This is a genomic window from Flagellimonas sp. L-11 (assembly GCF_056857735.1).
The window spans coordinates 31,308-55,140 of sequence record NZ_JBSXNR010000071.1 but is presented as its reverse complement, the minus strand read 5'-3'; the positions used below and the strand labels follow the sequence as shown (position 1 = coordinate 55,140).

The 23,833-nt window shown below is 42.5% G+C and carries 22 protein-coding genes; 11 read left to right on the top strand and 11 right to left on the bottom strand.

Annotated features, from left to right (window positions below; translation table 11 throughout):
• Positions 1-167: 167 nt before the first annotated feature.
• The 6 genes from AC13CC_RS13615 to AC13CC_RS13590 all read right to left on the bottom strand — a co-directional run bounded on the left by AC13CC_RS13615 (position 168) and on the right by AC13CC_RS13590 (position 8,090).
• Positions 168-1,547 (bottom strand): RagB/SusD family nutrient uptake outer membrane protein, encoded by a 1,380-nt coding sequence (locus AC13CC_RS13615; protein WP_326279070.1) that lies wholly within the window; start codon positions 1,545-1,547, stop codon positions 168-170.
• A 16-nt stretch (positions 1,548-1,563) separates the two neighbouring features.
• Complete coding sequence (locus AC13CC_RS13610; protein ID WP_482877988.1) at positions 1,564-5,088, bottom strand: TonB-dependent receptor; 3,525 nt, start codon at positions 5,086-5,088, stop codon at positions 1,564-1,566.
• A gap of 71 nt (positions 5,089-5,159) precedes the next feature.
• Positions 5,160-6,329, bottom strand: coding sequence for a FecR family protein (locus tag AC13CC_RS13605; RefSeq protein WP_326279068.1), 1,170 nt, complete (start codon positions 6,327-6,329; stop codon positions 5,160-5,162).
• Between the two features lie 148 nt (positions 6,330-6,477).
• Entirely contained in the window at positions 6,478-7,032 is a 555-nt protein-coding gene (locus tag AC13CC_RS13600; protein WP_326279067.1) for an RNA polymerase sigma factor, read from the bottom strand.
• 739 nt (positions 7,033-7,771) lie between these two features.
• Entirely contained in the window at positions 7,772-7,933 is a 162-nt protein-coding gene (locus tag AC13CC_RS13595; protein ID WP_482877987.1) for a nucleotidyl transferase AbiEii/AbiGii toxin family protein, read from the bottom strand.
• Positions 7,923-8,090: a hypothetical protein gene (locus AC13CC_RS13590; protein WP_482877986.1), complete on the bottom strand. Its 168-nt coding sequence runs from the start codon at positions 8,088-8,090 to the stop codon at positions 7,923-7,925. Before AC13CC_RS13590 ends, AC13CC_RS13595 begins: the two co-directional genes overlap by 11 nt.
• 111 nt (positions 8,091-8,201) lie before the next feature.
• Here AC13CC_RS13590 and AC13CC_RS13585 point away from each other — a divergent pair, with 111 nt between their 5' ends.
• The 11 genes from AC13CC_RS13585 (at position 8,202) to AC13CC_RS13535 (ending at position 17,279) form a co-directional block, all read left to right on the top strand.
• Positions 8,202-9,008 (top strand): LuxR C-terminal-related transcriptional regulator, encoded by an 807-nt coding sequence (locus AC13CC_RS13585; protein ID WP_482877985.1) that lies wholly within the window; start codon positions 8,202-8,204, stop codon positions 9,006-9,008.
• A gap of 215 nt (positions 9,009-9,223) precedes the next feature.
• Positions 9,224-9,547: a hypothetical protein gene (locus AC13CC_RS13580; protein WP_326279063.1), complete on the top strand. Its 324-nt coding sequence runs from the start codon at positions 9,224-9,226 to the stop codon at positions 9,545-9,547.
• Positions 9,548-9,959: 412 nt separating this feature from the next.
• On the top strand, positions 9,960-10,652 hold the full coding sequence (locus AC13CC_RS13575) for a hypothetical protein (protein WP_482878277.1): 693 nt from the start codon (positions 9,960-9,962) through the stop codon (positions 10,650-10,652).
• Between the two features lie 212 nt (positions 10,653-10,864).
• Positions 10,865-11,818, top strand: a complete 954-nt coding sequence (locus AC13CC_RS13570) for an alpha/beta fold hydrolase (RefSeq protein ID WP_326279061.1) — start codon at positions 10,865-10,867, stop codon at positions 11,816-11,818.
• 196 nt (positions 11,819-12,014) lie between these two features.
• Positions 12,015-12,794, top strand: a complete 780-nt coding sequence (locus tag AC13CC_RS13565; protein ID WP_326279060.1) for a DUF4349 domain-containing protein — start codon at positions 12,015-12,017, stop codon at positions 12,792-12,794.
• Positions 12,795-13,090: 296 nt separating this feature from the next.
• Positions 13,091-13,372, top strand: coding sequence for a hypothetical protein (locus tag AC13CC_RS13560; protein WP_482877983.1), 282 nt, complete (start codon positions 13,091-13,093; stop codon positions 13,370-13,372).
• 479 nt (positions 13,373-13,851) lie between these two features.
• The gene (locus tag AC13CC_RS13555; RefSeq protein ID WP_482877982.1) at positions 13,852-14,826 is read left to right on the top strand and encodes a fatty acid desaturase family protein; all 975 of its coding nucleotides are present in this window, start codon (positions 13,852-13,854) and stop codon (positions 14,824-14,826) included.
• A gap of 6 nt (positions 14,827-14,832) precedes the next feature.
• A complete protein-coding gene (locus AC13CC_RS13550) occupies positions 14,833-15,987 on the top strand; it encodes a DEAD/DEAH box helicase (protein ID WP_482877981.1) in 1,155 nt (384 codons plus the stop codon).
• Between the two features lie 27 nt (positions 15,988-16,014).
• On the top strand, positions 16,015-16,209 hold the full coding sequence (locus AC13CC_RS13545) for a cold-shock protein (RefSeq protein WP_482877980.1): 195 nt from the start codon (positions 16,015-16,017) through the stop codon (positions 16,207-16,209).
• 31 nt (positions 16,210-16,240) lie between these two features.
• The gene (locus AC13CC_RS13540) at positions 16,241-16,435 is read left to right on the top strand and encodes a cold-shock protein (protein ID WP_482877979.1); all 195 of its coding nucleotides are present in this window, start codon (positions 16,241-16,243) and stop codon (positions 16,433-16,435) included.
• A 559-nt stretch (positions 16,436-16,994) separates the two neighbouring features.
• Positions 16,995-17,279, top strand: coding sequence for an AAA family ATPase (locus AC13CC_RS13535; protein WP_326279058.1), 285 nt, complete (start codon positions 16,995-16,997; stop codon positions 17,277-17,279).
• A 60-nt stretch (positions 17,280-17,339) separates the two neighbouring features.
• Here the strand turns inward: AC13CC_RS13535 and AC13CC_RS13530 are convergent, their stop codons facing one another.
• The 5 genes from AC13CC_RS13530 to AC13CC_RS13510 form a co-directional block, all read right to left on the bottom strand.
• Positions 17,340-17,534: a hypothetical protein gene (locus AC13CC_RS13530; protein WP_326279057.1), complete on the bottom strand. Its 195-nt coding sequence runs from the start codon at positions 17,532-17,534 to the stop codon at positions 17,340-17,342.
• Between the two features lie 128 nt (positions 17,535-17,662).
• Positions 17,663-18,073, bottom strand: a complete 411-nt coding sequence (locus AC13CC_RS13525) for a response regulator (RefSeq protein ID WP_326279056.1) — start codon at positions 18,071-18,073, stop codon at positions 17,663-17,665.
• On the bottom strand, positions 18,057-19,094 hold the full coding sequence (locus AC13CC_RS13520; RefSeq protein WP_482877978.1) for a response regulator: 1,038 nt from the start codon (positions 19,092-19,094) through the stop codon (positions 18,057-18,059). Before AC13CC_RS13520 ends, AC13CC_RS13525 begins: the two co-directional genes overlap by 17 nt.
• Positions 19,095-19,098: 4 nt before the next feature.
• On the bottom strand, positions 19,099-19,524 hold the full coding sequence (locus tag AC13CC_RS13515; protein WP_326279054.1) for a response regulator: 426 nt from the start codon (positions 19,522-19,524) through the stop codon (positions 19,099-19,101).
• Between the two features lie 10 nt (positions 19,525-19,534).
• A complete protein-coding gene (locus AC13CC_RS13510) occupies positions 19,535-23,536 on the bottom strand; it encodes a CheR family methyltransferase (RefSeq protein ID WP_482877977.1) in 4,002 nt (1,333 codons plus the stop codon).
• Positions 23,537-23,833: the final 297 nt, after the last annotated feature.

The following is a 23,833-nucleotide window of genomic DNA, read 5'->3' as shown; positions in this document are numbered from 1 at the left end:
TTTACAATTGTAGTGCCTATCATCACAAGGACAAGCTTTTGGTCCATTGTTTCAAACAAGCATCAGATCGATTGGCGCATAGTACTAAGTAGGTAATCCATGGTAGGGGGCTCGATCAAACTAACTTAATGAATGAAAACATGCACTTTCTTTCTGGTTTAACGCTTTTAGTTTTGCACAAAATTTGGATTGATATCCATTTCCCTTTGTGGAATAAAGAAATACGGCCGGGTACTTGTAATGAAGGCTTCGGCATCGGGGACCAGGCCTGTTGCACCAAAGCGTTTTAGGTCGGGCCACCTATGGTTTTCAAAGGCCAGTTCCACTCTTCGTTCATGCAAGAGTTTTTGTTCAAACGTGCCCGGTGTCGATGCATCGATATCCGCAAGACCGGCCCTGTTCCTGACCGTATTGATCAGATCATAACTTTCAGGTGTTTCCCCGAGGGCCTCTGCCAACATCAACAATACATCGGCATAGCGAAAGACCACAAAATTGGTATCGGAATCGTTCTCCACGGCCAAATCGGATTGGTACTTTCTGATATGCCTGGCCTCCACGGTTTCCCCGTCCAAATTCACATAGGTAGCTCCCATGGAAACCTCGTACCTCAAATCTCCTTCTTCATAAGCTTCCTGCATGGAAACAGTTGGTCGGTTTCGGCCAAATCCAGAACCAGTTTGCAAATCGGTACTAGGGGAAAAGTCATTGGTAAAAAGGCTGCCCTGTCCGATGCCCCCGCTGATATACTGTACCTCGAAAATCGATTCCGGGTTGTTTTCATTGGGAACTCCCCATAAATCGGCGTAATCGGGCAATAACTCGTACCCATAATCAGCTATGATCCGTCGCAGGACCGTTTCCGCTGCCGCATTGTTCCCCAGGGTCAAGTGAACCTTGGCCAACAAGGTGGCCGCCGCTCCTTTGGTCGCCTTGCCCACCTCGCTACCTGAGTAGGAAACGGGCAGGTTTTCCTCGGCCGTGGCCAAATCGGTCACCAACTGTTCCAAAACGGTAATTTCATCGACCTGCACCAGTTGATCCCCACTGATATATGGGGTAAGTTGCAATGGGATATTTCCAAAGCCGATGGCCAAATGGTAATAGATCAAGGAACGGATGAACAAAGCTTCCCCTGTAATCCTGTTTTGGAGCGGTGCATCCATTGCTATGGAGGGGATACGGTCCAAAATAACATTGCAATTCGCGATTACCCTATAGGACTCGCTCCAGGCAGAGGTAATCTGTTCATTGAGCGCATCCTCGGTAAAGGAATTGATCTCGGTATATTGCCGGGCAAGCCCAGTGGCATCAGGGCCCTGGTCGGTATTGTCGCTGCGCATCTCGAACATGGTCCAATAACCGCGACCATAAACCCCTGTGCTCTGCAGTCCGGCATAGCTGGCATTGATAGCTACCTCGAAGTCTTCGGGGGCATTGTAAAAATCAGCCTCGTTTCTATTGGATATGGGGGCGAGATCGGTAAAGTCTTCACTACATCCGGCAAAAAGGGCCGTACATAGCATGATATATAGAATTCGTTTCATTTTTTCCGTGTTTAGATTAAAACTTTAGGTTTACACCCATGGTAAAGGACTTGGTCAAAGGGAATGCTCCGTAGTCTTCTCCCGGTGTCAAACTATTCGTCGTAATACTACTGACCTCAGGGTTATAGCCCAGATAATCGGTCATGGTAAAGAGGTTGGTAGCGGTAACATAAAACCTAAGTCTTTGAATCTTGCTCCCGAAAAACTTTTCGGTCGGCAATGTATAGCCCAAGGTCACATTTCTCAGGCGGACATAGGAACCATCCTCTACCTGGAATGAAGAAGGGCGGTTATTGTTCCCGTGGTTACCGGACACCCTGTCCGCCCGCGGAATCGATCCATTGCCGGGGTCGGATGCAGACCTCCAACGTTCATTGAATATGGCATAGGAGTTAAAATTGGCCTCTCCATTCTTCATGTGCCTAGAGGTTAGGTTCAAGATTTCATTTCCTTCAACCCCTTGGATCAAAAAGCTGAAATCGATATTTTTAAAGGTCAACCGGTTATTGATGCCCCAAGTGAAATCCGGAAAATAACTTCCGGTCACCGTTCTATCGTCCGGGGTTATCTCCCCATCACCATCAATGTCCTTGAACTTAAAGTCGCCCGGTGCCGGGTCTGGTGCCTGGGTATCAAAAGGTGCACTATCGATATCCCCTTGGGATTGGTAAATGCCGTCCACCACATAACCATAGTAGCTGCCAATGGGATCGCCGACACGGGTAACGTGCCTCACACCGGCACTTCCGGAGGAATAGATGGGTTCATTGCCCTCGTTCAAAGCCAGTACCTCATTGGCATTGGCAGCAAAATTAACATCGGTGTTCCATGTAAAGTCACCTACAAAGTTTTTAGTACTCAAGGCAACTTCAAAACCCCTGTTCTGCACTTCTCCAAGATTTCTCAAAGTGGTCTCAAAGCCTGAAACCGAGGATATGGCCACATTCAATAGAAGGTCCCTTGTCTTGGTATCATAATAATCCGCCAATAGAAAGACCCTATTATTGAACAAACCCAATTCAATACCTACATCAAACTGTTCGGATTTCTCCCAGGTAAGGTTCGGGTTGGGAATGGTGCTTTGCACCAATCCGTTGATCTCATTTCCCCCTAGGTTGTAGTTTTGGGGCGACAATAGACCAACGGCCCCATAGTTGGGAATCTCAAAGTTTCCCGTTTGACCCCAGCTTGCCCTTAGTTTTAGTTCGGAAATGGTCTCGGAGTCCTTCAGAAACGATTCCTCGTTCAACCTCCACCCCATTGAAAAGGAAGGGAAATAGCCCGTTTGGTTGTTTTTGCCAAACCTTGAGGATTTATCGGAACGGAATGTTCCGGTAAATAGGTATTTGTCCTTGTAACTATAATTTACCCTAAAGAGGGAGGACAACAAAGACCACTGTTCCTTTACCGATGTCCCTCCAAAAACCTGTCCTCCGCTTACCGTCGGCACCAAGTCATCGGGATAGTTATTGGCCAGTACTTGTTTCAAGGTCAAATTATCTTTCTGGGCGGTATATCCCAAAACCGCATCAAAATAATGGTCTCCAAATTCCTTTTTCCAATTAAGGGTGTTCTCCCACAACCAATTGGTTTCGGTAGAGGAAGATGCCTGCCCGTAAGGATTGCCGTCCGCCGAATTTCGATATAATAGGGTGTTGGCACGATAAAAGTCCTGGTTGAACAGGTTGATATACACCCCTCCAAAGGTCTTAAAACTTAGTTCAGGGAGAATATCATAGGTAAGCCCAAGGGTTCCCCGGGTCTGGAATTGGAAAATTTGATCGTCCACTGCCTCGATTATGGCCAAAGGATTACTTGCAGTGGTGGTCCCACTGCCCAAATAAGATTGGTTGTTCAACTGGTTGATGGTACCATCGGGGTTATAGGGACTCACCGTGGGCGAGTGCACGATTCCCGAATAAACAATACCCGGAGGTGTGGCAAAATAGGGGGATGAAGCGGGAACCCTTTGGTTTTCGGTCACCGTTGGCGCCAACCTGAGATCCAAATTCAACTTTTCCGATAGTTGGGAATTCAAATTAAGCAAGACGGAATAACGCTCAAATTTTGCCTTTTCAATAATACCGGTCTGGGAAAAGTATCCCGTGGAGGCATAAAAGCTGGTCTTGTTTTTAACTGGTGAGGCATATGAAAAATTATAGCTTTGAACTACCCCTGTTTTAAATAAAAGATCTTGCCAATCCGTATCGGTCCCATCCCAGTTCAAAAAGGATTCGGGCATCTCATAATTTCCATTGCCCCGTTCCCCCGGACCTATCGGGTCGTCGATGGAGGCTCCCTCAACCGATTGCAGATATGCATTGTTTCTTGCATCCCTGGTAAAATCTATCAATTCCTCCGCATTCATCAAATCCAGCTTGTTGGCAACGGACTGCATGCTTAGATAGGAATCGAACGAATAGACTCCCTCATCCCCGTTCGATCCTTTTTTCGTTGTTATGAGCAACACTCCATTACCGCCACGTGAGCCATAGATGGCCGCGGCACTGGCATCCTTCAATACTTGGATCGATTCAATGTCGTTGGGATTCAAGGTAGCCAAGGGATTGATGGTGGGAGGCTGAAAAGTGGACCGTCTATTGGCCACGCCCCCTAGTTGGCTTGAAGAGGTCAGGTTGCGCGAAATAGGTATTCCATCAACAACGAACAAGGGGTCATTTCCGGCCGAAATGGACCCTGAGCCCCTTACCCTAATATTGGGGGCCGCCCCAGGCTCACCGGAAACCTCTTGAACCTGCACTCCCGATACTTGGCCGATAAGCGCTGCTTCCGGTGTAAGTGCAGGTACTTCCGTAATGGTTTCCGAGGATACGGACACCACGGAACCTGTCACCTTCTTTTTGGCCAAGGTACCGTAGCCGACCACGACCACCTCTTCCAAAGCAGCCGCATCCTCTTCCATGGTCACTGTTACGGAAGTTTGTCCCGATACGTTCACTTCCTTTGATCTGTACCCTATATAGGATACTTGGATGATTGTGGTCCCCATGGGCATGGCTATCTCAAAGTTACCGTCAAAATCCGTGGTAGTCCCTACACTGGTCCCCTTTGCCACAACACTGGCGCCGGCAAGGGGAATCCCGGATTCGTCCAACACAAGACCTGTAAGATTGGTTTGAGGTTTTTCATTTCCAGTCCTTTGTTGGGGAACCAAATTCTTAAGGGCGGCACTGTTCCTTTTCTTAATGACAATTTGCCTTGCAATAATTTCGAAGGTCAGATCGGTATCCTTAAAGACTTCCTTAAAAAAGTCTTCCACACATAGGTTCTCGCCAACGATGGAAATTTTTCTGTCAAGATCGACTTCGGAAGCTTCGAAAAAGAACTTGTACCCGGTGGTTTTGGTAATGGTTTCGAAAACATCACCCAGTTTGGTGTCATCAAAACTTTTGGCAACCTTATCGTACTGTGCGCAGGAAGCTGCACTGACCTGTCCAAACATGAACAGCAAAAAAAGGCAGTACATCATGTTTTTGCCCAAATTGGGCACCAACGCACGCATTGTTTTGGTTTTTTTCATAATTAAATTTGTAGTTAGTTAGTAATTGTTTTTTGGACTATTGGTTTTTACTTCATGGGCACTATAGTTTATCAGGGTTTTTCAATTATTATTAAATCATCTTTTTTCGTGTAACTAAAATGGGTGTGGGCCTGAATTGTCCTTAGTACATGGTCGATGGTTTCCTCATCGAACATACCGGTAAACCGTCTTTCATCCAGCTCGCTATAGGTATTGTCGATTTTGACATTGTACTGGCGTTCCAATCTTTTGATGATATTGTTCATGGCTTCGTTTTGAAAGGTCAAAACCCCTTTGGTCCAGGAGATATAGGGGGATACGTCGACATCCTCAACCGTAAACTGCCCTGTTTCCTCCAAACTTGAGGCTTTTTGTGAAGGTTCGAGCATCTGAAGTGCCCCACCCCCTTTTTGGAGAGGCTTTCCAACCCCCACGGAACCTTCTACCAGGACCACTTCATTGCGTTCATCACCTTCATAAGCGGAAACATTGAACACCGTCCCATAGACCCGGGCAACCATTTTTTTGGTATTTACTATAAAGGGGCGGTCCGGGTTCTTGGCAATTTCAAAAAATGCCTCGCCACTAAGGGCAACCTCTCTGTTCTGCAATCCCTCAAAACTGGAAGGATATATCAAACTTGAACCCGAGTTGAGCATTACCCTCGACCCATCCTCAAGGGTCATGGTCAGCGTTTTGCCAAAGGGTACCCTTATGGTGTTCTTCGTGCTCTTCCCTATGGATTTTTCATCTTCTTGGGTCAGTCCACCTTTCACGAGGGACTTCAAGCTAGATCCACTATGGCTTTGTAGGCTTTTATCGGTTCCCGGGTCTATGGTAAATACTTTCCCGTTGTCCAATTGCAAGGTAATCTGATCGGTATCCAGTTGTATGCCATCGGAAAGAGGATCTGGTGAGGTCTGGGTCAATAGAAAAAACAGGGAAGAACCTAACATTATGGTAATGATGGCGGCATACTTCCAAAGCTCTTCTGGTAAATTCAAGGTCCTTGCCCCCTTAGGCGCTTTCTTTTGTATAGCATCGAGGAAATGCTCAAAAGCATCCTCGGTCTGCCACGGTCTATCCTCATAATTGACCAGAAAATCGGCTTGCACCAATTTTTTAAAGACCTCCCTATTGTTTCCTTTTTGGACCCATTCGTACAAAATGGCCAATTCTTCCGAAGAAGCTTCTTGGTTGATATATCTTGTAATTATTCTTCTAATATCAAGTTTGGTCATCTGAAATATTTTGTCACTTTATTAAGAGACGGGATATTTTCAAAAAACCCTTACAAAAATTTATTTTTTTAACATTTTTATTGAGAAGTAAACAGCTATTTAGCTTGGATGTTATATGGAAGAATTGTGAAAAGGATATTGAACAATGTTAAAGAAAGCTGGTAAGTTCCGCTCTAAGACGTTTCATGGCCCTGGCCATGTGCACTTCGACAGTCTTGATGGATATGTGCAGCTGTTCGGAAATTTCCTTGTATTTCAATCCTTCTTTTTTACTCAGGATAAAAACCTTTTTACATTGTTCGGGGAGATTGTCTATTTCCTTTTCCACCCGTTTGAGCCGTTCCTCAAAAAGGGAACTGTCCACTTCAGCAATTTCCAAATAGGCTTGCTGCCTTAAGCTTTCCAATAATTGGAACTCCTTCTTCTTTCTACGTTGGGTATCTATGAACACATTATAGGCTATCTTAAAAACATAGCGCTTCAATTTGCCTTTGCCTACTTGGAGTTTGGAGCGATTTTCCCAAATTTTTATAAAAGTTTGCTGGGCTATTTCCTCGGACGCCCCGGAATCTCCTGAAATCGCAGTAAGATAATTACAGAGTTCCTTGTGGTATGAGAGGAAGAGGTGGCCATAAGCTTCTTTGCGGCCTTTTTTTAACTGCTCAACAAGGTACGGTTCATGGTTAAAGCTATTTCGATCCATTTTTTCGCCATTATTTTACAGGATTTGATATTCGTAAAAGCAATAAACCGTGGTTTTGTTCAATACCTTTTAAGACCAAATCCTTTCATCCCTAATACAAAGCCGCTCCAATGGTACATAAGAGCGAAATCTGTATAAACGAAAAAGTGCCCTAAACGGGAAAAATTGAACCAAGGAGTTGGACAATTTCCCAAAAAGAAAAGTAATCATTGATCCTTTTACCTTAAAAAACCAATAGTAATAATTCCCAAAAAACGTTAACAAATTATAAAAAAATCTTTAAACCTCTACATTTTTTTATTTTTTCTCCACTTATTTCCTATAAAGTAGAATATTTCCATTAATTCTCTTGGAGATACGAGGAAGGTTTGGTGGCCCTATCCAATGATAAGCAACTTTAAACCTTATTTTGAAAAACGTTTGGAGCCCAAATACCATTCAATTGGGGCATAGCGATCCAGACCGACCCTCATACTATTTTGTACACTTGATAAAGATGTCCCATTGCTCGTGATTATTGGCAAGTGCATTACATTTTCAACAAGGGTAAAATATCCTCTGGGAAGGAATTTCAAGTATTTCCGCTACCAAATATTTCTACAGCTTCCTTAATATCCTTCTTGATAAACTCCCAATACTTTCTCTTGAGGCAAATGGGATCAAAGTCCTCATCCGCCCTTTTAAAATTGGTTAGGTTATGTAATATCAAATTCCTATCATGGCCATAGGGGTATCGCTGTTAGTGCAATTGCAGCATAGTTCCTATCCCAGAGTCGGTAAGCAGTTCATGGAGGTCCCAAAAATCTTTTTTAAGTCCCTCTCGTTGAACCACTTCCAATTTCATGGCAATGATTTCTTCAACAGTGGCCATATGGATTCCGTCCTCGATCTTAATGGGCATGATAAAAGCATCGGTATGGAATACATCCAAACTTTATGGCGCTGTTCTTATCCTTGCCTATGAGATAGGATTTTCCCATTTCTGGGAACAATTCCCGAATATCGTCCACGTAAGCAAATTCATTGTTCAAATGCAACAAAAAGAATACTCTTTTCATGAAAGAACTTTTAACACGCCAAAGCTACTCCATAAACAAAAGCTTGTAAATACTTCATTTTAGGTATTCTTAACATCATTTTTTATTTTGCCAGACCAAAGCAACCACTGGATGAAAAATAACATTACTGCCGTTGAACAAGTATGGAAAGTATGGGAAAAAGGGTGGTTAGACCAAGTACAAATCCCCTCACGTTATGAAATGCCCGGGCACCTGGCCCGGTTAGCCGCATTGTTTTCACCAGGTCAATTCTATTTTTATGTCGTGGATATGTACAATCTCAGAATACAACATATGCCCCCCAGTGTAAAAGAGCTGATAGGCATAATACCTGAAGAAAGCGATATGAAAAAGCTTTTGGCAGTGGTTGTCCCGGAGGTCTTACCGCAGATTGCCACAAAAGAAGCTATGGGGGTTGATTTTTTGAACCGCTTCCTGCCGGAAGAAGACCGCTTACACTACAAATATGTTTACACATACCCTTATGTCAACCACCGTGGGGAACGGCGTGATATGATGATACAGGTTTCGGTACTGAGCCTTTCCAACAAGGGCAAAGCACAACAAATTTTAGGGATACATACCGATATTACCCATCTTAATGTAAAGCATAACGATACCGTGTCGTTCATTAGCCTTAACGGAAAGGAAAATTATATGCATGTACCGATGGGGGAAGGTATTTTCGACCCCAGACATACAGATAGGGAACAAGAAACCATAGCACAAAAATTGACCGAAAGGGAAAAAGACATAGTAGGGCTTTTAGCCAAAGGCCTGGGGGATGCGCAAATAGCCAATATTTATGATATTTCCGTTTATACCGTGCGCACTCACAGAAGGAACATGCTCAAAAAAACAGGCTGCAAAAACAGTATTGAGTTGGTGACAGAATGTTTGATGTGCGGGCTAATATAAAAGTATAATTTAAAAACTACTGCCGACATCATTCCAGACAAAGGAGAACCTGTGTTGATTATTGACGATGTGCAGATTGACCACAGAGAATGTTATGAGAGGTTTAATGAAATAAAACTTAAACAAATAATCGGAATCCAATATATTTAAAGACCTGTGAATTCAGAGATTTATGGAGCAAATGCAATTAATGGATTAATAAAGATTAAGACAAAATGATTAAGAACAAGTGGCGTTTGGCATTTTGGATTTCCATCCTGACTCTTTTGATTGTCATAATAATCGGATTATATTCGATTTTTGACCAAGGAGTGACAATTACCTACATGAGAGATGGATATACTAATACGGAGAATGATTTAAATTCTCTGGTTGAAATAATTAACGAAACTAATTTGACCAAATCCGAGATTGAAACCAAATTGAAAACTCATAGATTCTTTGAGTTTATGGACTTTGGACAAGATACTATTCCACTTGAGCGCGTAAGTTTAATTTTTGAAAGGGATACTTTAAGAAAGATAGAAAAGCAATGGTAAAAAATGTCAGTTGCCAACACGCAATATACGTAAGCCGGGGATGTGGGGAATTTAAACTTTTGTACATTGACCCAAATTCGCAAGGGTTTGACAAGTTGGAGCTTCGAAATCCCAGAACTATCTCATAAAGTGTGCAATTGGAAAAAGACGAAAATCAATGATAAAAACAATTAGAATTACGACCTTACTGCTTTCATTTTCTTTAATTGGGTTTGGACAAGAATTACCAAAAGAAAAGTCAGTAAACCATATTCAAATTAAAGGAACAAATATCTTTATGGTTCCACCGGCTTCATTTGAATCTTCCAGCAACTTTAAGGGTTTCCAAAATCCCAATGACCAAACTTCCATGATCGTGGCGATGGAAATTCCCGGACCTTATTTTGAAGTTTCAAAAGGGTTTGATTCCGAAGTGCTGCAAAAACAAGGAATGGAATTAAACACAAAAAAGGAAATCAATGTAGCTGGGTTTGATGGATTGCTTATTGAATTGGACCAATCTGCAAACGGAATGATTTTTTCAAAACAAATACTTATCTACGGAAATGAAAAATCGAGTACTTTAATAAATGGGGTTTACTTAAAGGATTCGCTGCAATTGGGCGAAAAAATAAAGCAAAGCGTGTTAACGACATTTGTTGATTCGGAAGTGGAAAGCAATCCAAGAGAAGCCCTAAATTATTCACTTAATGAAAATGTCGGCTCTCTAAAATTCAAAACGGTCATTGGAAATGGAATGCTGTTCAACAGAGATTTGAAAACACCGACAGAAAGTGTCGATAAAGCAACCTTGTTGACTGACAAATCATTTGCAAAAGTTGAGATTAAAAACGAAAAATCGTTTTGTATCGCAAGATTAAAGAAATATCCAGCCGATTATGCTATAATTCAGGATAAAGGGGTTAACGAGGTAAAGATTGACAATCTGAAAGGATTTGAACTTTTCGCCAAAAACAATGATGACGAAAGTGAGGAAATGTATCAAGTTATCTTGTTTGACAAAAAGGGAGGTTATTATCTTTTTGTTGGCACTTACGTCACTGGAAGCGATAAAGCAATTTCAGATATCAAGAATGTAATACAAACATTTAAAAGGAAAAAATAACTGCACACGGCGGGATACGTCCCTCCTTCGGCAGAAAGCTGCACAAGCCCTTGACCTGCGGAAACCATGCTTTGCTTTTTAGTGTAAAAATGGGCGTATTCGACTCAATTGGAGGTACTTGCCCAACAAAGTTCAGTATTTATACAGGTGTAAATTAGAATTCAATGTGACATCATTGTAAAACAATCGTCCTTAGGGTAAAAATTATAAAAATGAAAGCGTTTATACTTTTTATCCTTATTTCATTACAGGCGGCATCTTTGTTGGCACAGGACACGAATTATTCAGAGTGGTACCTACAAAGGGAAGATGTTGAAATTTATGTAAAAGAAATTGGAGCAGAAAAGGACACTGTAATTGTCATCCACGGCGGGTTTGGCGCAAATCATGATTATATGATGGACGCTATAAAGGGTTTGGAAAGCAGGTTCCATTTTGTTCTGTATGACCAAAGGGGCTCTTTATTGTCACCTACTGATAAGGAAAATCTTAGCTTTCAAAAAAATGTGGATGACTTATACGAATTGACCAAGGCATTGGAATTGAAAAAGGTCAAACTTTTTTGCCACTCCATGGGGACTTTGGTCGGAATGGAGTTTACAAAACAACATCCTGATTTAGTGACAAATTTAGTTCTTGCGGGAGCACTTATTCCAAAATCCGATAGTATCCAAAGTGTTTTTTCCGAACGGCACAAAAGCCAAGTAAATTTTCTATTGAATAGAAGGGAAGTTGAGGAACTCGCCCAGCCCTATAAGGAGAAAGGGTTGGATAGTCTAAAATCCGTTCAGGACATTGGAAAATCAAGGTTGTCCCACAAAGACCTGACCGAGCATTGGAGATTAAGATTTGCTGCTGTCAATATCTTTGACTTAAAGAAATACAATCTGGTAAAAGGTGGCAGAGCCTATTATAAGAAAGACGCTTCCGTTATGACGCAGACGGTAAACTGGGATTATGACTATAGAAAAGTTATGAACGACAAGGCCAAAACAACCGTTGTCAACGGAGCGTACGATTTCTTTGATTTTGATGGCAAAACATTTAAAACGCTGCTAAAACAATATCCAAAAGTTCAACTGAATATTATACCGGAAGCAGGTCACAATGCTTGGATAGACAAACCAAAGTTATTTGAAAGATATTTGCTAGAAGGGTTGGAATGAGGAAGGCCAACAAGTAACGTTGGCAGCCATTCCTACTTTGGCTAGCAGGTGTGCAAGTCCCTAATTTACTGCCTGGCAGTTTTTCCTTCGAAAAACTACGCAGGCGTGAGCGGTTTGTTTATTTATTAACTTTAATCATTAGCCAACGCAGCAAACCAAAGCCAAGGAACGTTGACCACAATATAAAACAACGACTATGAAACATAAGACCAAATATTTAGGACTAATAATTCTTTTGACATTTTTCGGTTGTGCGCAAAACACTGACAATGCAAAAATGAAAATGGCCGACGAGGAAATGGTCGCACCGACAACTGAACAAAAAACCAATGAAACGGTAGAACGGAAATTGATCAAAGAAGGACACGTAGAGTTTGAAACAAACAACGTAAGCTCTACAAGAAAAAACATTTTTGAAGCAGTAGAGAAATATAACGGTTACGTTTCTTCAGATCAGGAATTTAAATCACCGGGACGAAAAAGTAACACAGTTGTAATCCGTATTCCAGCCGACAATTTCGACAACTTGCTGAAAGACGCCACTCAAGGAGTTGAAAAGTTTGAGAGTAAAGAAATTAATGTAAAAGACGTGACAGAAGAGTTTCTCGACATTCAAGCGAGATTGAAAACTAAAAAAGAACTCGAAAATAGATTTTTAGACCTTTTAAAACAAGCTAAGAATGTGACCGAAATTTTGGAGATTGAAAAACACATTGGACAACTTAGATCTGAAATCGAATCAGTTGAGGGTCGTTTAAAATACTTACAGGACAGGGTTTCATTTTCGACTTTAACAATGACTTTCTATGAAAGTATCCCAAACTGGACTGAGTTCGGACAGAAGTTCAAAAATGGTTTTAGAAACGGGTGGGACAACTTGATTTGGTTTTTTGTCGTGCTGACCAATATTTGGCCATTTATCCTAATCGGACTAGGACTAATAATTGGAATAAGGCTTTATAGAAGAAAAAAGTAACAATACTGTGGCCGACAGCGGTAGCCGCTCCTCCTTCGGCGGATATGTATGCAAGCCCTTGACCTGCGGAAACAATGCTTTGCATAAAAAGGCAAGGCTAGGGCATAATCAACCTATTTGGTGGTATATGCACAAGCAAGTGGTAATTTAAATTTCTTCATGGGACTTTGGTTTTATTTTTTTAATCTTTAGGTAGTCCGAAATTACATGGAATACCAGATACTAACTTACGTTTTTCCGTAATAGCCCTTTGTCCATTTATTCCTATTTTCCAAATCCAAAATCCAATCAGCCCCATGTTAAAAAAGATATCTTTCCTTGTATTGATATGCTTCCAATGTGTCCTTTTCGCTCAAACTGAAGAAATTCAACTAATATCCTGGAACATCAAGGATTTTGGGCGGACAAAAAACACCGACGAACTAAATCAAATCGCTGAGATCGTTAGGGATTTGGATATCCTTGCCGTCCAAGAAGTGGTCTCGGGAAATGGTGGGGCACAGGCCGTTGCCAAATTAACCGATCTGCTCAATAGAAAAGGGGCCAAATGGGACTATGTTATCAACGACCCCTACTAACAGCCCAAAATATGTTACCGAGCGTTATGCCATTGTTTGGAAGACCAAAAACATAAAGATAAAAAATAGAAGTTGGGTGAGCACCCCATTATTTGTAACTTTCATCCCTATTGGTATAGTGTACTTATCATGCCCTTGATTCCCTTTTCATGAATTATTCCTTGCTTATCCATTGTAAATCAAGATATTTAAATTACATTTGCTGCTGCTCTATGCTTTAGAGCTCTCAAAATAGTAATATCAGCTGCCGATGGCAGTCCTTCGTTAAGCAATTCTAATACGGTCTTACTTCACGTTTTTTACCCATTTTGAAGTAAGTCATTGTTTAACAAAATCTACATTGTATTAAAAATCCATCCTTTCAATCATCGGTAGGCTCCGATTTTTCCAGAACATTGAAAAAACGTGTTTCGGAATATTTCAAAACCACAAAGAAAACCCGGCACGGCAACCGTCAAATGCTTTTTAAGAGCATATGTATGTTACTGTTGTTTTTCGGTCCCTTGGCCATCATCATTTTTTCAACCCTTACAAGTGTCCCATTGTTGTTTGGATTGTACATTTTGAGTGGATTTGGTATGGCAGGTATTGGTATGGGCGTAATGCACGACGCCATTCATGGTTCTTTTTCAAGGAACAAAATGGTCAACAAACTCATGGGGTACACGATCAATCTGATCGGTGCCAATGACAAGGTATGGAGGCTGCAACACAATGTCTTGCACCATAGCTATACCAATATAGAAGACCATGACGATGATATAAACGCGCCCTTTTTCTTGAGGTTCTCACCACACGCCAAAAAGAACAAGCTCCATAAATACCAGCATTACTATGCTTGGTTCTTTTATGGTCTGTCCACGGTTTCATGGGTTACGTCCAAAGATTTTGTCCGCTACGCCAGGTATTACAAAATGGGCCTAGTGAAAAATAGAAGGACCTACATCGAAGGAAACTTTAAGATGGTCGCCTGGAAGATATTATATTTTTCCTATGCGCTGGTCTTGCCGATCCTGTTGACCGCTATTTCACCATGGCTGGTGATCCTTGCCTTTTTGGCCATGCACTTTGTGACCGGATTGAGCATCACCTTGGTCTTCCAAACGGCCCACATTACCCCCAATGCCTCATTCCCCTTACCGGACACCCATGGGAATTTGGAGTCCGAACGTTTGGCGCATCAACTGGAGACCACATGTAACTTTGCGCCGAAGAGTGCATGTTTATCGTGGATGGTAGGAGGCCTGACCCATCAGATAGAACATCATCTTTTCCCAAATATATCGCACATACATTACCGTAACATAGCACCGATAGTAAAACGTACGGCGGAGGAATTTGGCTTGCCCTATCACTCCAACGGATCTTTCGCATCGGCGATTTTCAAACACTTTAAAATGCTCCGCGATCTGGGGCAAATGGAATTGCAGACAATTCCAACACATCAAAACTAAAATACTATGCATTATCATAAAAAGCACCGGACAGGTACGTCCGGCAAACGGCCCGTGTCCAGATTAAATCCTGAGCTACTGGTCAAAAAATCAACATCGACAAATACCGAACCCTATGTTTCAGATAGAAATTTTGAACAATTCCATTTACATGGGGAACTTCGTAAAAACATTGCCCATAAGGGCTATCGATCGCCCTCTGAAATTCAGGACAGGTGTTTCGACCACCTGCTGAAAGGAAAAAACCTAGTGGGCATTGCGGCCACAGGTACAGGTAAAACCGGAGCATTCCTTATCCCCATGGTACAGCAGATGCTAACCGTAAACCATGTTTCCGGTCTAGTGGTAGTGCCCACCCGGGAATTGGCACAACAGGTACAATCCGAATTCAGGTCATTGACCAAAGGCACCCGGCTCACCTCTGCGTGCTTTATCGGAGGAACAAATGTGGGCAGGGACATATCCTCGGCAAGGGGGAAATTGAATCTTATTGTGGGTACTCCGGGGAGGCTGAACGATTTGATTGACCGAGGGGCATTGAGAATTGATACGAGATCGACCTTGGTTTTGGATGAGTTTGACAGAATGCTGGACATGGGGTTCATTAAGGATATACAGAAGCTTGTTTCAGGCATGCGAAACCGAAATCAGACCATGTTGTTCTCGGCGACCTTGGACCCAAACCAGGAAAAACTGATCCAGCAGATCACTGGGGTGGCAACACGTGTAAATGTGTCAAGCGGAACCAGATCGAGCGATAACGTCGATCAACATATCATCCGTGTGAAGAACAGTGAAAACAAATTTGATGTATTGTTCAAGCTGGTAAACGAATCTTCCTTTGAAAAAGTACTGTTGTTCGCAGAAACGAAAAGAGGGGTGGATAAATTAAGCAAGCAATTGAAGAATTCCGGGATCAGATCGGATGTCATTCATGGGAACAAGTCACAGAACTATCGCTCAAGGGCAATAGAGCTGTTCAAGTCGGGAAGCACAAAAATATTGGTGGCAACGGATGTTGCTGCCAGGGGAATTGATATCAAGGGGGTCACCCATGTGATCAACTATCAGTTGCCCCAAACAATGGATAGCTATATCCATAGGATAGGTAGGACCGGCCGTGCATCTGCCACCGGAGTGGCCTACACGTTCGTCAATTAAATAACAAAACGTTTAACAAATACAATTATGCAAGAAGGAACAGTAAAGTTTTTCAACACCGAAAAAGGGTATGGTTTTATTACCCCAGCAAATTCAAAAGCTGACATCTTTGTCCACAACAGTGGACTCATCCATGAGATTATGGAAAACGATGGGGTCTCATTTGAGACCCAGCAAGGCCAGAAAGGACTCAATGCGGTCAACGTAAGGCGAATCGATTAATTATTGAACAAAACATTTAACAAATAGAATTATGCAAGAAGGAACAGTAAAGTTTTTCAACAACGATAAGGGATATGGGTTTATCACCCCCACCAATTCCAATGAGGATATTTTTGTGCACTCATCGGGATTGATCGATGATGTAAGGGAAAATGATGAAGTGCGTTATGAAACAGAGCAGGGTCAGAAAGGACTCAATGCAGTCAAAGTTGAAGTAATCGATTAACAATAATGCTATTACCTCTCTTTTTGAGAGGTTTTTTTTTACCGGACCATAAAAGACCGTTTGTGCAAACGGTCTTTTTTTTTGGCCATCAAGTTGGATGGGGCCGATAACCAGGTCCTTTGTCATATTCGGGGAAGCATTAACCGCTTTGGGATAAAATCACCTTTTTACGCAATAGGTTAAAGCAAGCTCTACCATACATTTGTCTTTTTATGCTCTAAATCTGGTTTACGTGGCCTTTTACAGCGCCATTGGAAAGCATAAAATTAATCTGGAAGACCAGTAAAACAATCTTAAGCTAGTCATGAAAGACGGAAAAATAGTCAAAACACACTGGATAAATAAAATCCGTCCCAGCAATATTGACATATCTTGCCTCTGCCTGTACAATTCCCAATAAGTCGATAATATTGTCGACTGTTTTTGAGGGAAAAAGCCAGTACTACCATACCGACCCATTACAATCGAATTGAATAATTTTCCGACCTTCCGTTGCAGGTTTTGAAAAAGCGACCCACCATTTCAATGGAACCGATCTTGTATTCTTCGACCGGGCCTTTTGGATGCCCTTTGCTACGCCGCCCTAAAAGACACGTCCATTGACCTGGAAATAAAGACATTATCGGAAACCAACAGGTACAACGGCAAGGTTTTCATTTTGCCCCCATGGCAGGATATCTACCAAACCGATGCACAACGAAAACGGGATTGGAACCAAGTGGTGTTCACCTGTGACAAAATGGTACAGGCCTATCACGGATACCAATATGACCTGATCGAGCTTCCCAAGGCAGCTGTGGAGAAAAGAGCGGATTTCATTCTTGACCATATCAAGAGCAACTGACAGGTCAAGCACTACTTTTCCCTTTGTTGATCAAATATGACCTGACTTCCCGATGGACCTTTAAATAATGCCGCTCCAAATCCCCTCCTTGATTTCAAGGGGTTTGGCAATTACTGGCCTTGGAAACCGTACTTTTCGGTCCCTCCCATCGGCAAAGACCACACCCCCCTGTTTTAACCGAAAGAAGACCTCTGCCCTGCGTTTGGACACCTCCTTATTGGAGGGTTGTTTTTCAAATAACCATTGGTATGTCAAGATGCTGGATTTTCTCTGGCCAAGATGGTATTTACCTCCCTCGTTTCGCCAGTATCACACAAACCCATCCCAAAGAAAATCGCCGGTATATTCAGGTATCCCGTGAAAATAGAATGTATGGGATATTACTAACCTTTGTGTCCCAGTATGAGCATCATATCATCAATTTCCAACGGCTTGGTAAAATATCCCTTGATAATGATCGGCCATTGCCCAGCTTTTTCTTTGTCCATGGGATCTATAGAGGAGGAAATGATATTTATCCCAATGTTTTTTTCCTTGCTGTTGCGAAAAAAACCTGCTCGATTCAGGCCCTCGACAAACTCCCACCCATTCAAGACAGGCATATTGATATCGAGTAATAATGTATACCCGCCCTTCGGGGAGTAACCCTCCTGCAAAAAAAGGAACGCGTCATGGCCATTGGCGAAGGTTTTTATAGTCCGCCGATCATCCAACTTTTTGATCATTTTATAGGTTAGCCAATTAAATATGGGGTCGTCATCGATCAATAGTATCAAATCAGTGTTTTTCTCCATGCTTTCCATCTATTTGAGCAGTCCTTTCAACTATATCCTGGATAACCATATCCATTTCCTTACCTGACTTCTTTAGCTGTTCGAGTAAATATTTGAGATCTTGCGAGTAGCCTTCCTCTATTTCCAATAAATTGATGATGCCCAAGATCCGGGACAGGGGCGCCCGTACGATATGGGATTGGGTCCAAGCAATCTCCCTTAAACGCGCGTTCTGTGCTTCAATGGTCTGGATATGGTTATATTTTTCCGTAACATCGTTTGCGAGCACCAAACGGGCATCACTACCTTGAAACATGATGTCATTACTGTAAATTTCCACCTGTATCAAGTCTCCCGATTTCAGGGTGTGGACGAATATGCCCGCAAAGGGCGTATCCCTGTTTTCTTTCCTTTCAGTTATACTATCATTGAGCGCCCTGTAATGTTCCTTTGGCCTTATGTCCCTTATGGTCATGGCCATAAACTCTTCCTTATCATAACCATAAGTTGCCATGGCCGACTTGTTGACGTTCAAAAACGCCAGGCTGACGGGGTCAAACACCCACATGGGCTGTGGACTGAAATCGAAAAGTTCCTGATACATCTTGGTACTGCGCTGCAATAAGCTGACATAGCTATTCCTCTCCTTGGCATATATCAAGGCCCGGTATAGGATTTCAGGGTTCAAATCATCCTTGATCAAATAATCGGAAACGCCCAATTTCAAACTTTCTTGTGCTGTCCTTAAATCCGCATAGCCCGATAATATGATAATAGGGACGTTATTGGACATTCCCAATATGTCCTTGACCAATTCCATGCCGCGTGCATCCGGCAGATGTAGATCCAACAATATAACAGCAATATCAGGGTTCTCTCCGTTCAAATAATCGACGGTGTCCCCAAAATTACCACACCTTACAATGGCTGCGCCCCTGAGCTTCTCCAACAAAAAATCTTCCACCAAGAAAAAATCGCCATCATTATCCTCAACGACCAGTATCGTGCCTTCCCCTATATGTCCATTATAGATTGGCCCCATTCCCTTATCTGGAGAGTGTTGTCAATTGAAGCCAAAATTCCTCAATCTTTAAAATAGCCCTTAAGAAATCCTCCATTTCAATGGGTTTGGTCACGTAACTGTTGGCGTGGTTGACATAGGCTGTATCCACATCTCTTTGTAGGGAAGATGTGGTGAGCATCACAACTGGAATCTTTTTCAAAGTATCGTCCGCTTTGATTTTTTTCAAAACCTCTATCCCACTATAAATCGGGATATTGATATCCAAGAGAATGAGGTCTGGACGGGCCACTCCCTCAAACTGCCCTTGCTTGTAGAGGAAGTCTATGGCTTCCTCGCCATTTCTTGCCACGCTTATTTTTGTTTTGATCTTGCTTTCCTCGAAGGCGTCCAAGGTAAGGACAATATCCCCCTCGTTATCCTCAATCAATAGAATGTGTGCTGGTTTCATATCCATTTTTTCAATGCTTGGGCAGTTCCACAAAAAAAGTTGTTCCCTTTTCCGGTTCGGAGATTAAGCGGATTGTACCGTTGTGCAATTCTGCAATTTTTTTGCAAACTGATAGGCCGATACCATTACTATCACTGTTTGGGGATACCACTTTGAAGATTTTAAAAATATCATCAAAATATTTCTCGGCTATGCCTACCCCGTTATCCGATACTTCAAATATAATCATTTCATCTGTTGGCCTTGCTTTAACGGCGACCTTCAAGGGTTTGTCGCCTCGATACTTAACGGCGTTGCCGATTAAATTGGTCATCAATCGATTGAAAAGGGTAGGATACACCTCAATATGATCAACTTCAGTTTCCAGATGCAGCTCCCCGCCGATTTTTTGTAGCTCTAATTCAAAGGTACGCTTGATCCCCTGCAAAGTTTCCATAATATCGATTCTCTTCTTATCCTCCTTTACCGTTCCCGACCTGGAATACTCCAACAGACTATCGATAAGGCGATTGATCTCATTGGACGAATCCTTGATGATTTCAAAATATCGATGACGGCGCTCTTCTTGCAAATTTTTGCCCTTGCGCTCTATGAGTTCCAGCATCCCCTTGATGTTCCTTACAGGGGCCTTAAGGTCATGGGAGGCAATATAGGCAAACTCTTCAAGGGAACGGTTGATTTCCTTCAGCTTGATATTCTGGTTTTGGATAATCTCATTGAGCCTGTGTACTTGACGTAGATGCTCCTGTTGCCCCGTAATGTCGTTCTGGATGGAAAAGAAACCCAGAAAATTGTTTTCCCTATCGTACAGTGGTTCGGCCTTTATATTTACATCATATTTGTTGCCGGTTTTGTCATAATTGATCAGATTGACATCAAACCCCTTTTTAAGCTTGATCGCCTCGGACATCTCCTTGATTGTCTTGGGGTCACTGTCCTCCCCCTGCAGCAAACTTCCCGGGGTTTTGCCCAGGGCCTCTCTTTCGGTAAAGCCCGTCATTTTCTCAAAAGCCCTATTGGCGTAGGTAATTTCGCCCCTTGTATCGGTAATGATCACAGCACTGTTGGTCTGCTCTGCGATAAGTGACATTTTTTGCAGGGAAATCTCGTCCAATTTTTTAAAATGGACATCTCGAACGGTCATCAAATACTTCATCGCACCAGAAGACCCGCAGGTTATTCCCTTAATAGTCGCTTCCATCCAACGTGGTCCAAAACCCTTCTTTTTGATTCGAAATGAGTATAGGCCCGATTTATTATCATTTGTGGAACGAGCGATAATATTTTGAATCTGGTCCCTTGTTTTCTTGTCTATAATCTTGTCAAAAAAATTGATTTGATTGACTTCATCAAAAGATAGCCCCATAATTTCGGTAACTGTCGAGTTACAATATTCAATGGTACCTTCTTTATCGATAATGCACACCATATCCCTGAGGTTGTCCAATATCGGTTCGAGCACCTGATTTGTGTCTTTATCCCTCGACCTTAATGATTCAAGGGATAGCTTGGATAATTCCAATGCCTTTCTTTTCCCCAATGCCTTGGTCAACTCCAGGAATATCAATACTACCCCTTTAATCTCATTGGACTTGGTTCGAAATGGGGATATCTTCAATAAATACTTTTTGTTTTTGATATCCTCGATGCGCGACTCGAACACCTCTGAGGTCAATAGTACAGCTTCTATATGGCCCATAAGGTTCTCAAGTCTGATTTTGCCCCTGAAATGGGTGATATTTCGACCTATATCATGTGGCAAGAGCTCCAAAATCTCTTTGATTGCTGGAGTGAACCTCCTGATGTTCAGCTCATGGTCCAAGAAAAGCATGGCCACATTTGTACTCTCAATAAGGTTTTCAAGATCCTCTTTGGCACTTGACAATTCCAAGTTTCTCTCCTGATATTCTGCATTGACCGTATAAAGCTCCTCATTGACCGATTCCAACTCTTCATTGGAACTCTGAAGTTCCTCATTGGCGGATTGCAACTCTTCATTACTGGACTCCAGTTCCTCGATGGTCGTTTGCAAGGTTTCTTGGTTGACACGCAATTCTCGCTCCAAAATATTGATTTTTTCCTGGGTCGCAGTGGCCAAATCAATGGAATCATAGTGTACTTCGGTATCATCAAGTTTATCCTGTTCGAAGGCAATTAGCAAAATAGGTTCCCCATCGAGAAGCATTTTTTGCCTGACACGAATGGCTATCGATTTTTGTCCCTCGACAAAAGGGCGAATTTGTTTCGGTACACGAATCGAAGAAATCTCCATGGGTTTGCCTTTCTGCAGCACTTGACGCCCTACAACCTCCAAAGAAAGCCTTAATTCTTCGGGCAGCATTTTTATCAGATTGGAGCTGATTTCACCTACGGGGACCGTTAACCAACGATGTGCATTTCCCGAACTGTGCAATAAATTGAATTGGTCGTCCACGATCAGGGTATCCGGTGCATACTCTTGGATGATGGCTTGTTGTATTTCATTAATTCGTTTTCCCGTTCCCCACAAACCATTCTTGGCAGTCTCTTCCGTAAAAGCTCCAAAAGTAGCGGCTTTTTTGCTCCCTCTAATGTTCATGGAAATAGGGTGTTTGGGAACAAATCGCTTACTCTCCTTGTTCATGTAAATTTTATATCGTTTGTTCAACTCCAAAAAATTATCTTGCGCCCTTCCCAAGGATTCACTAGTGCCCAAAAACAAAATGCCCTGGTCCCTTAAGGCATACTGGAAAACTGAAAAAACCTGCTGTTGCAATGAGTCATTGATATAGATCAAAAAGTTTCTGCAGCTGACAAGATCAATTTTATTGAAGGGGGGGTCTTGTATCAAATTGTGTACGGAGAACACTACCATATCACGGATTTCCTTGGTTACCGTGAATCCGGATGGCATTGAATAAAAATAGGTTTCCAAATATTCCGTTGGAACATCACTGACTATACTCTCCGGGAATATTGTGTTGCCGGCAAATTTAATGGCCTCACCATTAAGATCGGTTGCAAAAATACTTACATCATAACGTAACTTGTGCTTCCACAAATAATCCTTGATAAGGATGGCAATGGAATATGCTTCTTCCCCCGTTGAGCAGGCCGGAACCCAAACACGGATTTTCTTCGTATCCCTGTTTTGCTCCACTATTCTGGGTATTGCCTTTTCCTTAAGTGCCATAAAGGCTTCCTCGTCCCTGAAAAAACGGGTCACCCCAATGAGCAGCTCTCGGGCCAGCTTGTTGGCCTCGGTAGGGGTATCTTTCATAAATTCACGGTATTCTTCAATATTGGTATACCCTAAAAGGCTGGTTCTCCTGTGTATTCTCCTATGGACCGTTGATGGCTTATAGGCGCTAAAGTCCATGCCTGTTCGTTCAAAAAGCAAGCGTAATACAGCCTGTGTATTTGGTTCATCCTCACTTTTGGGCGGCCCCATTGGGTCTATTTTGATCAGGTTGTCGAAGAATGCGGTGATTTCAACACCCATTTCCTCTACGCGACAGACCTTATCGACCATTCCGCTTGCAATCGCGCTGTTGGGCATACCATTGAACTTGGCCTGTGCCGGGTCCTGTGCCAAAATAAGTCCCCCGTATTCCTTTACATCCTTTATACCATTGGTCCCATCGCTTCCCGTGCCCGAGAGGACAATGGCACAACATTTGCCCTCGCTGTATTCCGCCAAGGAGCTAAAAAATGAGCTTATGGGAAAACTGAGTTTTTTGTTCGGCTTTTCCACGAGTACAAAGACCCCTTTATCCAAAAGCACTGTTTTCCTTGGTGGATTCAAATATATGCAACCGGATTTTGGCACCATGGCATCTTCGATGATTTCAATCGGCAAGTTGGTATGTCTGGCCAAAAGCTCATCCATGAGACTTTTATGGTCCGGGGCAAGATGCTGTATCACTACAAAGCAGAGGTTTGTACTGGAGGGCACCAACTCAAAAAAGTCTTCCAATGGCTCCAGCCCGCCTGCAGATGCCCCTATACCTATAATACAAAGCCTGTCATTCATGTTTTTCCTTTTTTAAGGCAATCTTCTATAAAAGGCTCGAAGCCACCCTATCGATGGAATGCACCAATAAGCTACCGACGCCCAATGATTTTTCAACTGTGGGCATACCAAATCTAGCATACCCCATTACCCTGCAATCTACTGAAAGTTTTGAAGATTTTATCAACGTGACCATTTGATATTCCTATGCCTTTATCAATGGCCTTTATCCAGTGGTGCCTTGGGTATGGAACAAGGGGCGTGTGTAACGTTAATAATCGGGTCTTCCCCATAATAGCGATACTCAAGGGCGTTGTC

Excerpts from the sequence above, each read along its gene's own strand:
- AC13CC_RS13510 (WP_482877977.1), bottom strand. The coding sequence starts at position 23,536 with ATGAATGACAGGCTTTGTATTATAGGTATAGGGGCATCTGCAGGCGGG.
- AC13CC_RS13570 (WP_326279061.1), top strand. The coding sequence starts at position 10,865 with ATGAAAGCGTTTATACTTTTTATCCTTATTTCATTACAGGCGGCATCT.
- AC13CC_RS13595 (WP_482877987.1), bottom strand. The coding sequence starts at position 7,933 with ATGCCCATTAAGATCGAGGACGGAATCCATATGGCCACTGTTGAAGAA.
- AC13CC_RS13605 (WP_326279068.1), bottom strand. The coding sequence starts at position 6,329 with ATGACCAAACTTGATATTAGAAGAATAATTACAAGATATATCAACCAA.
- AC13CC_RS13580 (WP_326279063.1), top strand. The coding sequence starts at position 9,224 with ATGATTAAGAACAAGTGGCGTTTGGCATTTTGGATTTCCATCCTGACT.
- AC13CC_RS13590 (WP_482877986.1), bottom strand. The coding sequence starts at position 8,090 with ATGAAAAGAGTATTCTTTTTGTTGCATTTGAACAATGAATTTGCTTAC.
- AC13CC_RS13545 (WP_482877980.1), top strand. The coding sequence starts at position 16,015 with ATGCAAGAAGGAACAGTAAAGTTTTTCAACACCGAAAAAGGGTATGGT.
- AC13CC_RS13600 (WP_326279067.1), bottom strand. The coding sequence starts at position 7,032 with ATGGATCGAAATAGCTTTAACCATGAACCGTACCTTGTTGAGCAGTTA.
- AC13CC_RS13550 (WP_482877981.1), top strand. The coding sequence starts at position 14,833 with ATGCATTATCATAAAAAGCACCGGACAGGTACGTCCGGCAAACGGCCC.
- AC13CC_RS13560 (WP_482877983.1), top strand. The coding sequence starts at position 13,091 with ATGTTAAAAAAGATATCTTTCCTTGTATTGATATGCTTCCAATGTGTC.
- AC13CC_RS13520 (WP_482877978.1), bottom strand. The coding sequence starts at position 19,094 with ATGGGGCCAATCTATAATGGACATATAGGGGAAGGCACGATACTGGTC.
- AC13CC_RS13525 (WP_326279056.1), bottom strand. The coding sequence starts at position 18,073 with ATGGAGAAAAACACTGATTTGATACTATTGATCGATGACGACCCCATA.
- AC13CC_RS13565 (WP_326279060.1), top strand. The coding sequence starts at position 12,015 with ATGAAACATAAGACCAAATATTTAGGACTAATAATTCTTTTGACATTT.
- AC13CC_RS13615 (WP_326279070.1), bottom strand. The coding sequence starts at position 1,547 with ATGAAACGAATTCTATATATCATGCTATGTACGGCCCTTTTTGCCGGA.
- AC13CC_RS13585 (WP_482877985.1), top strand. The coding sequence starts at position 8,202 with ATGAAAAATAACATTACTGCCGTTGAACAAGTATGGAAAGTATGGGAA.
- AC13CC_RS13555 (WP_482877982.1), top strand. The coding sequence starts at position 13,852 with ATGTTACTGTTGTTTTTCGGTCCCTTGGCCATCATCATTTTTTCAACC.
- AC13CC_RS13540 (WP_482877979.1), top strand. The coding sequence starts at position 16,241 with ATGCAAGAAGGAACAGTAAAGTTTTTCAACAACGATAAGGGATATGGG.
- AC13CC_RS13610 (WP_482877988.1), bottom strand. The coding sequence starts at position 5,088 with ATGAAAAAAACCAAAACAATGCGTGCGTTGGTGCCCAATTTGGGCAAA.
- AC13CC_RS13515 (WP_326279054.1), bottom strand. The coding sequence starts at position 19,524 with ATGAAACCAGCACACATTCTATTGATTGAGGATAACGAGGGGGATATT.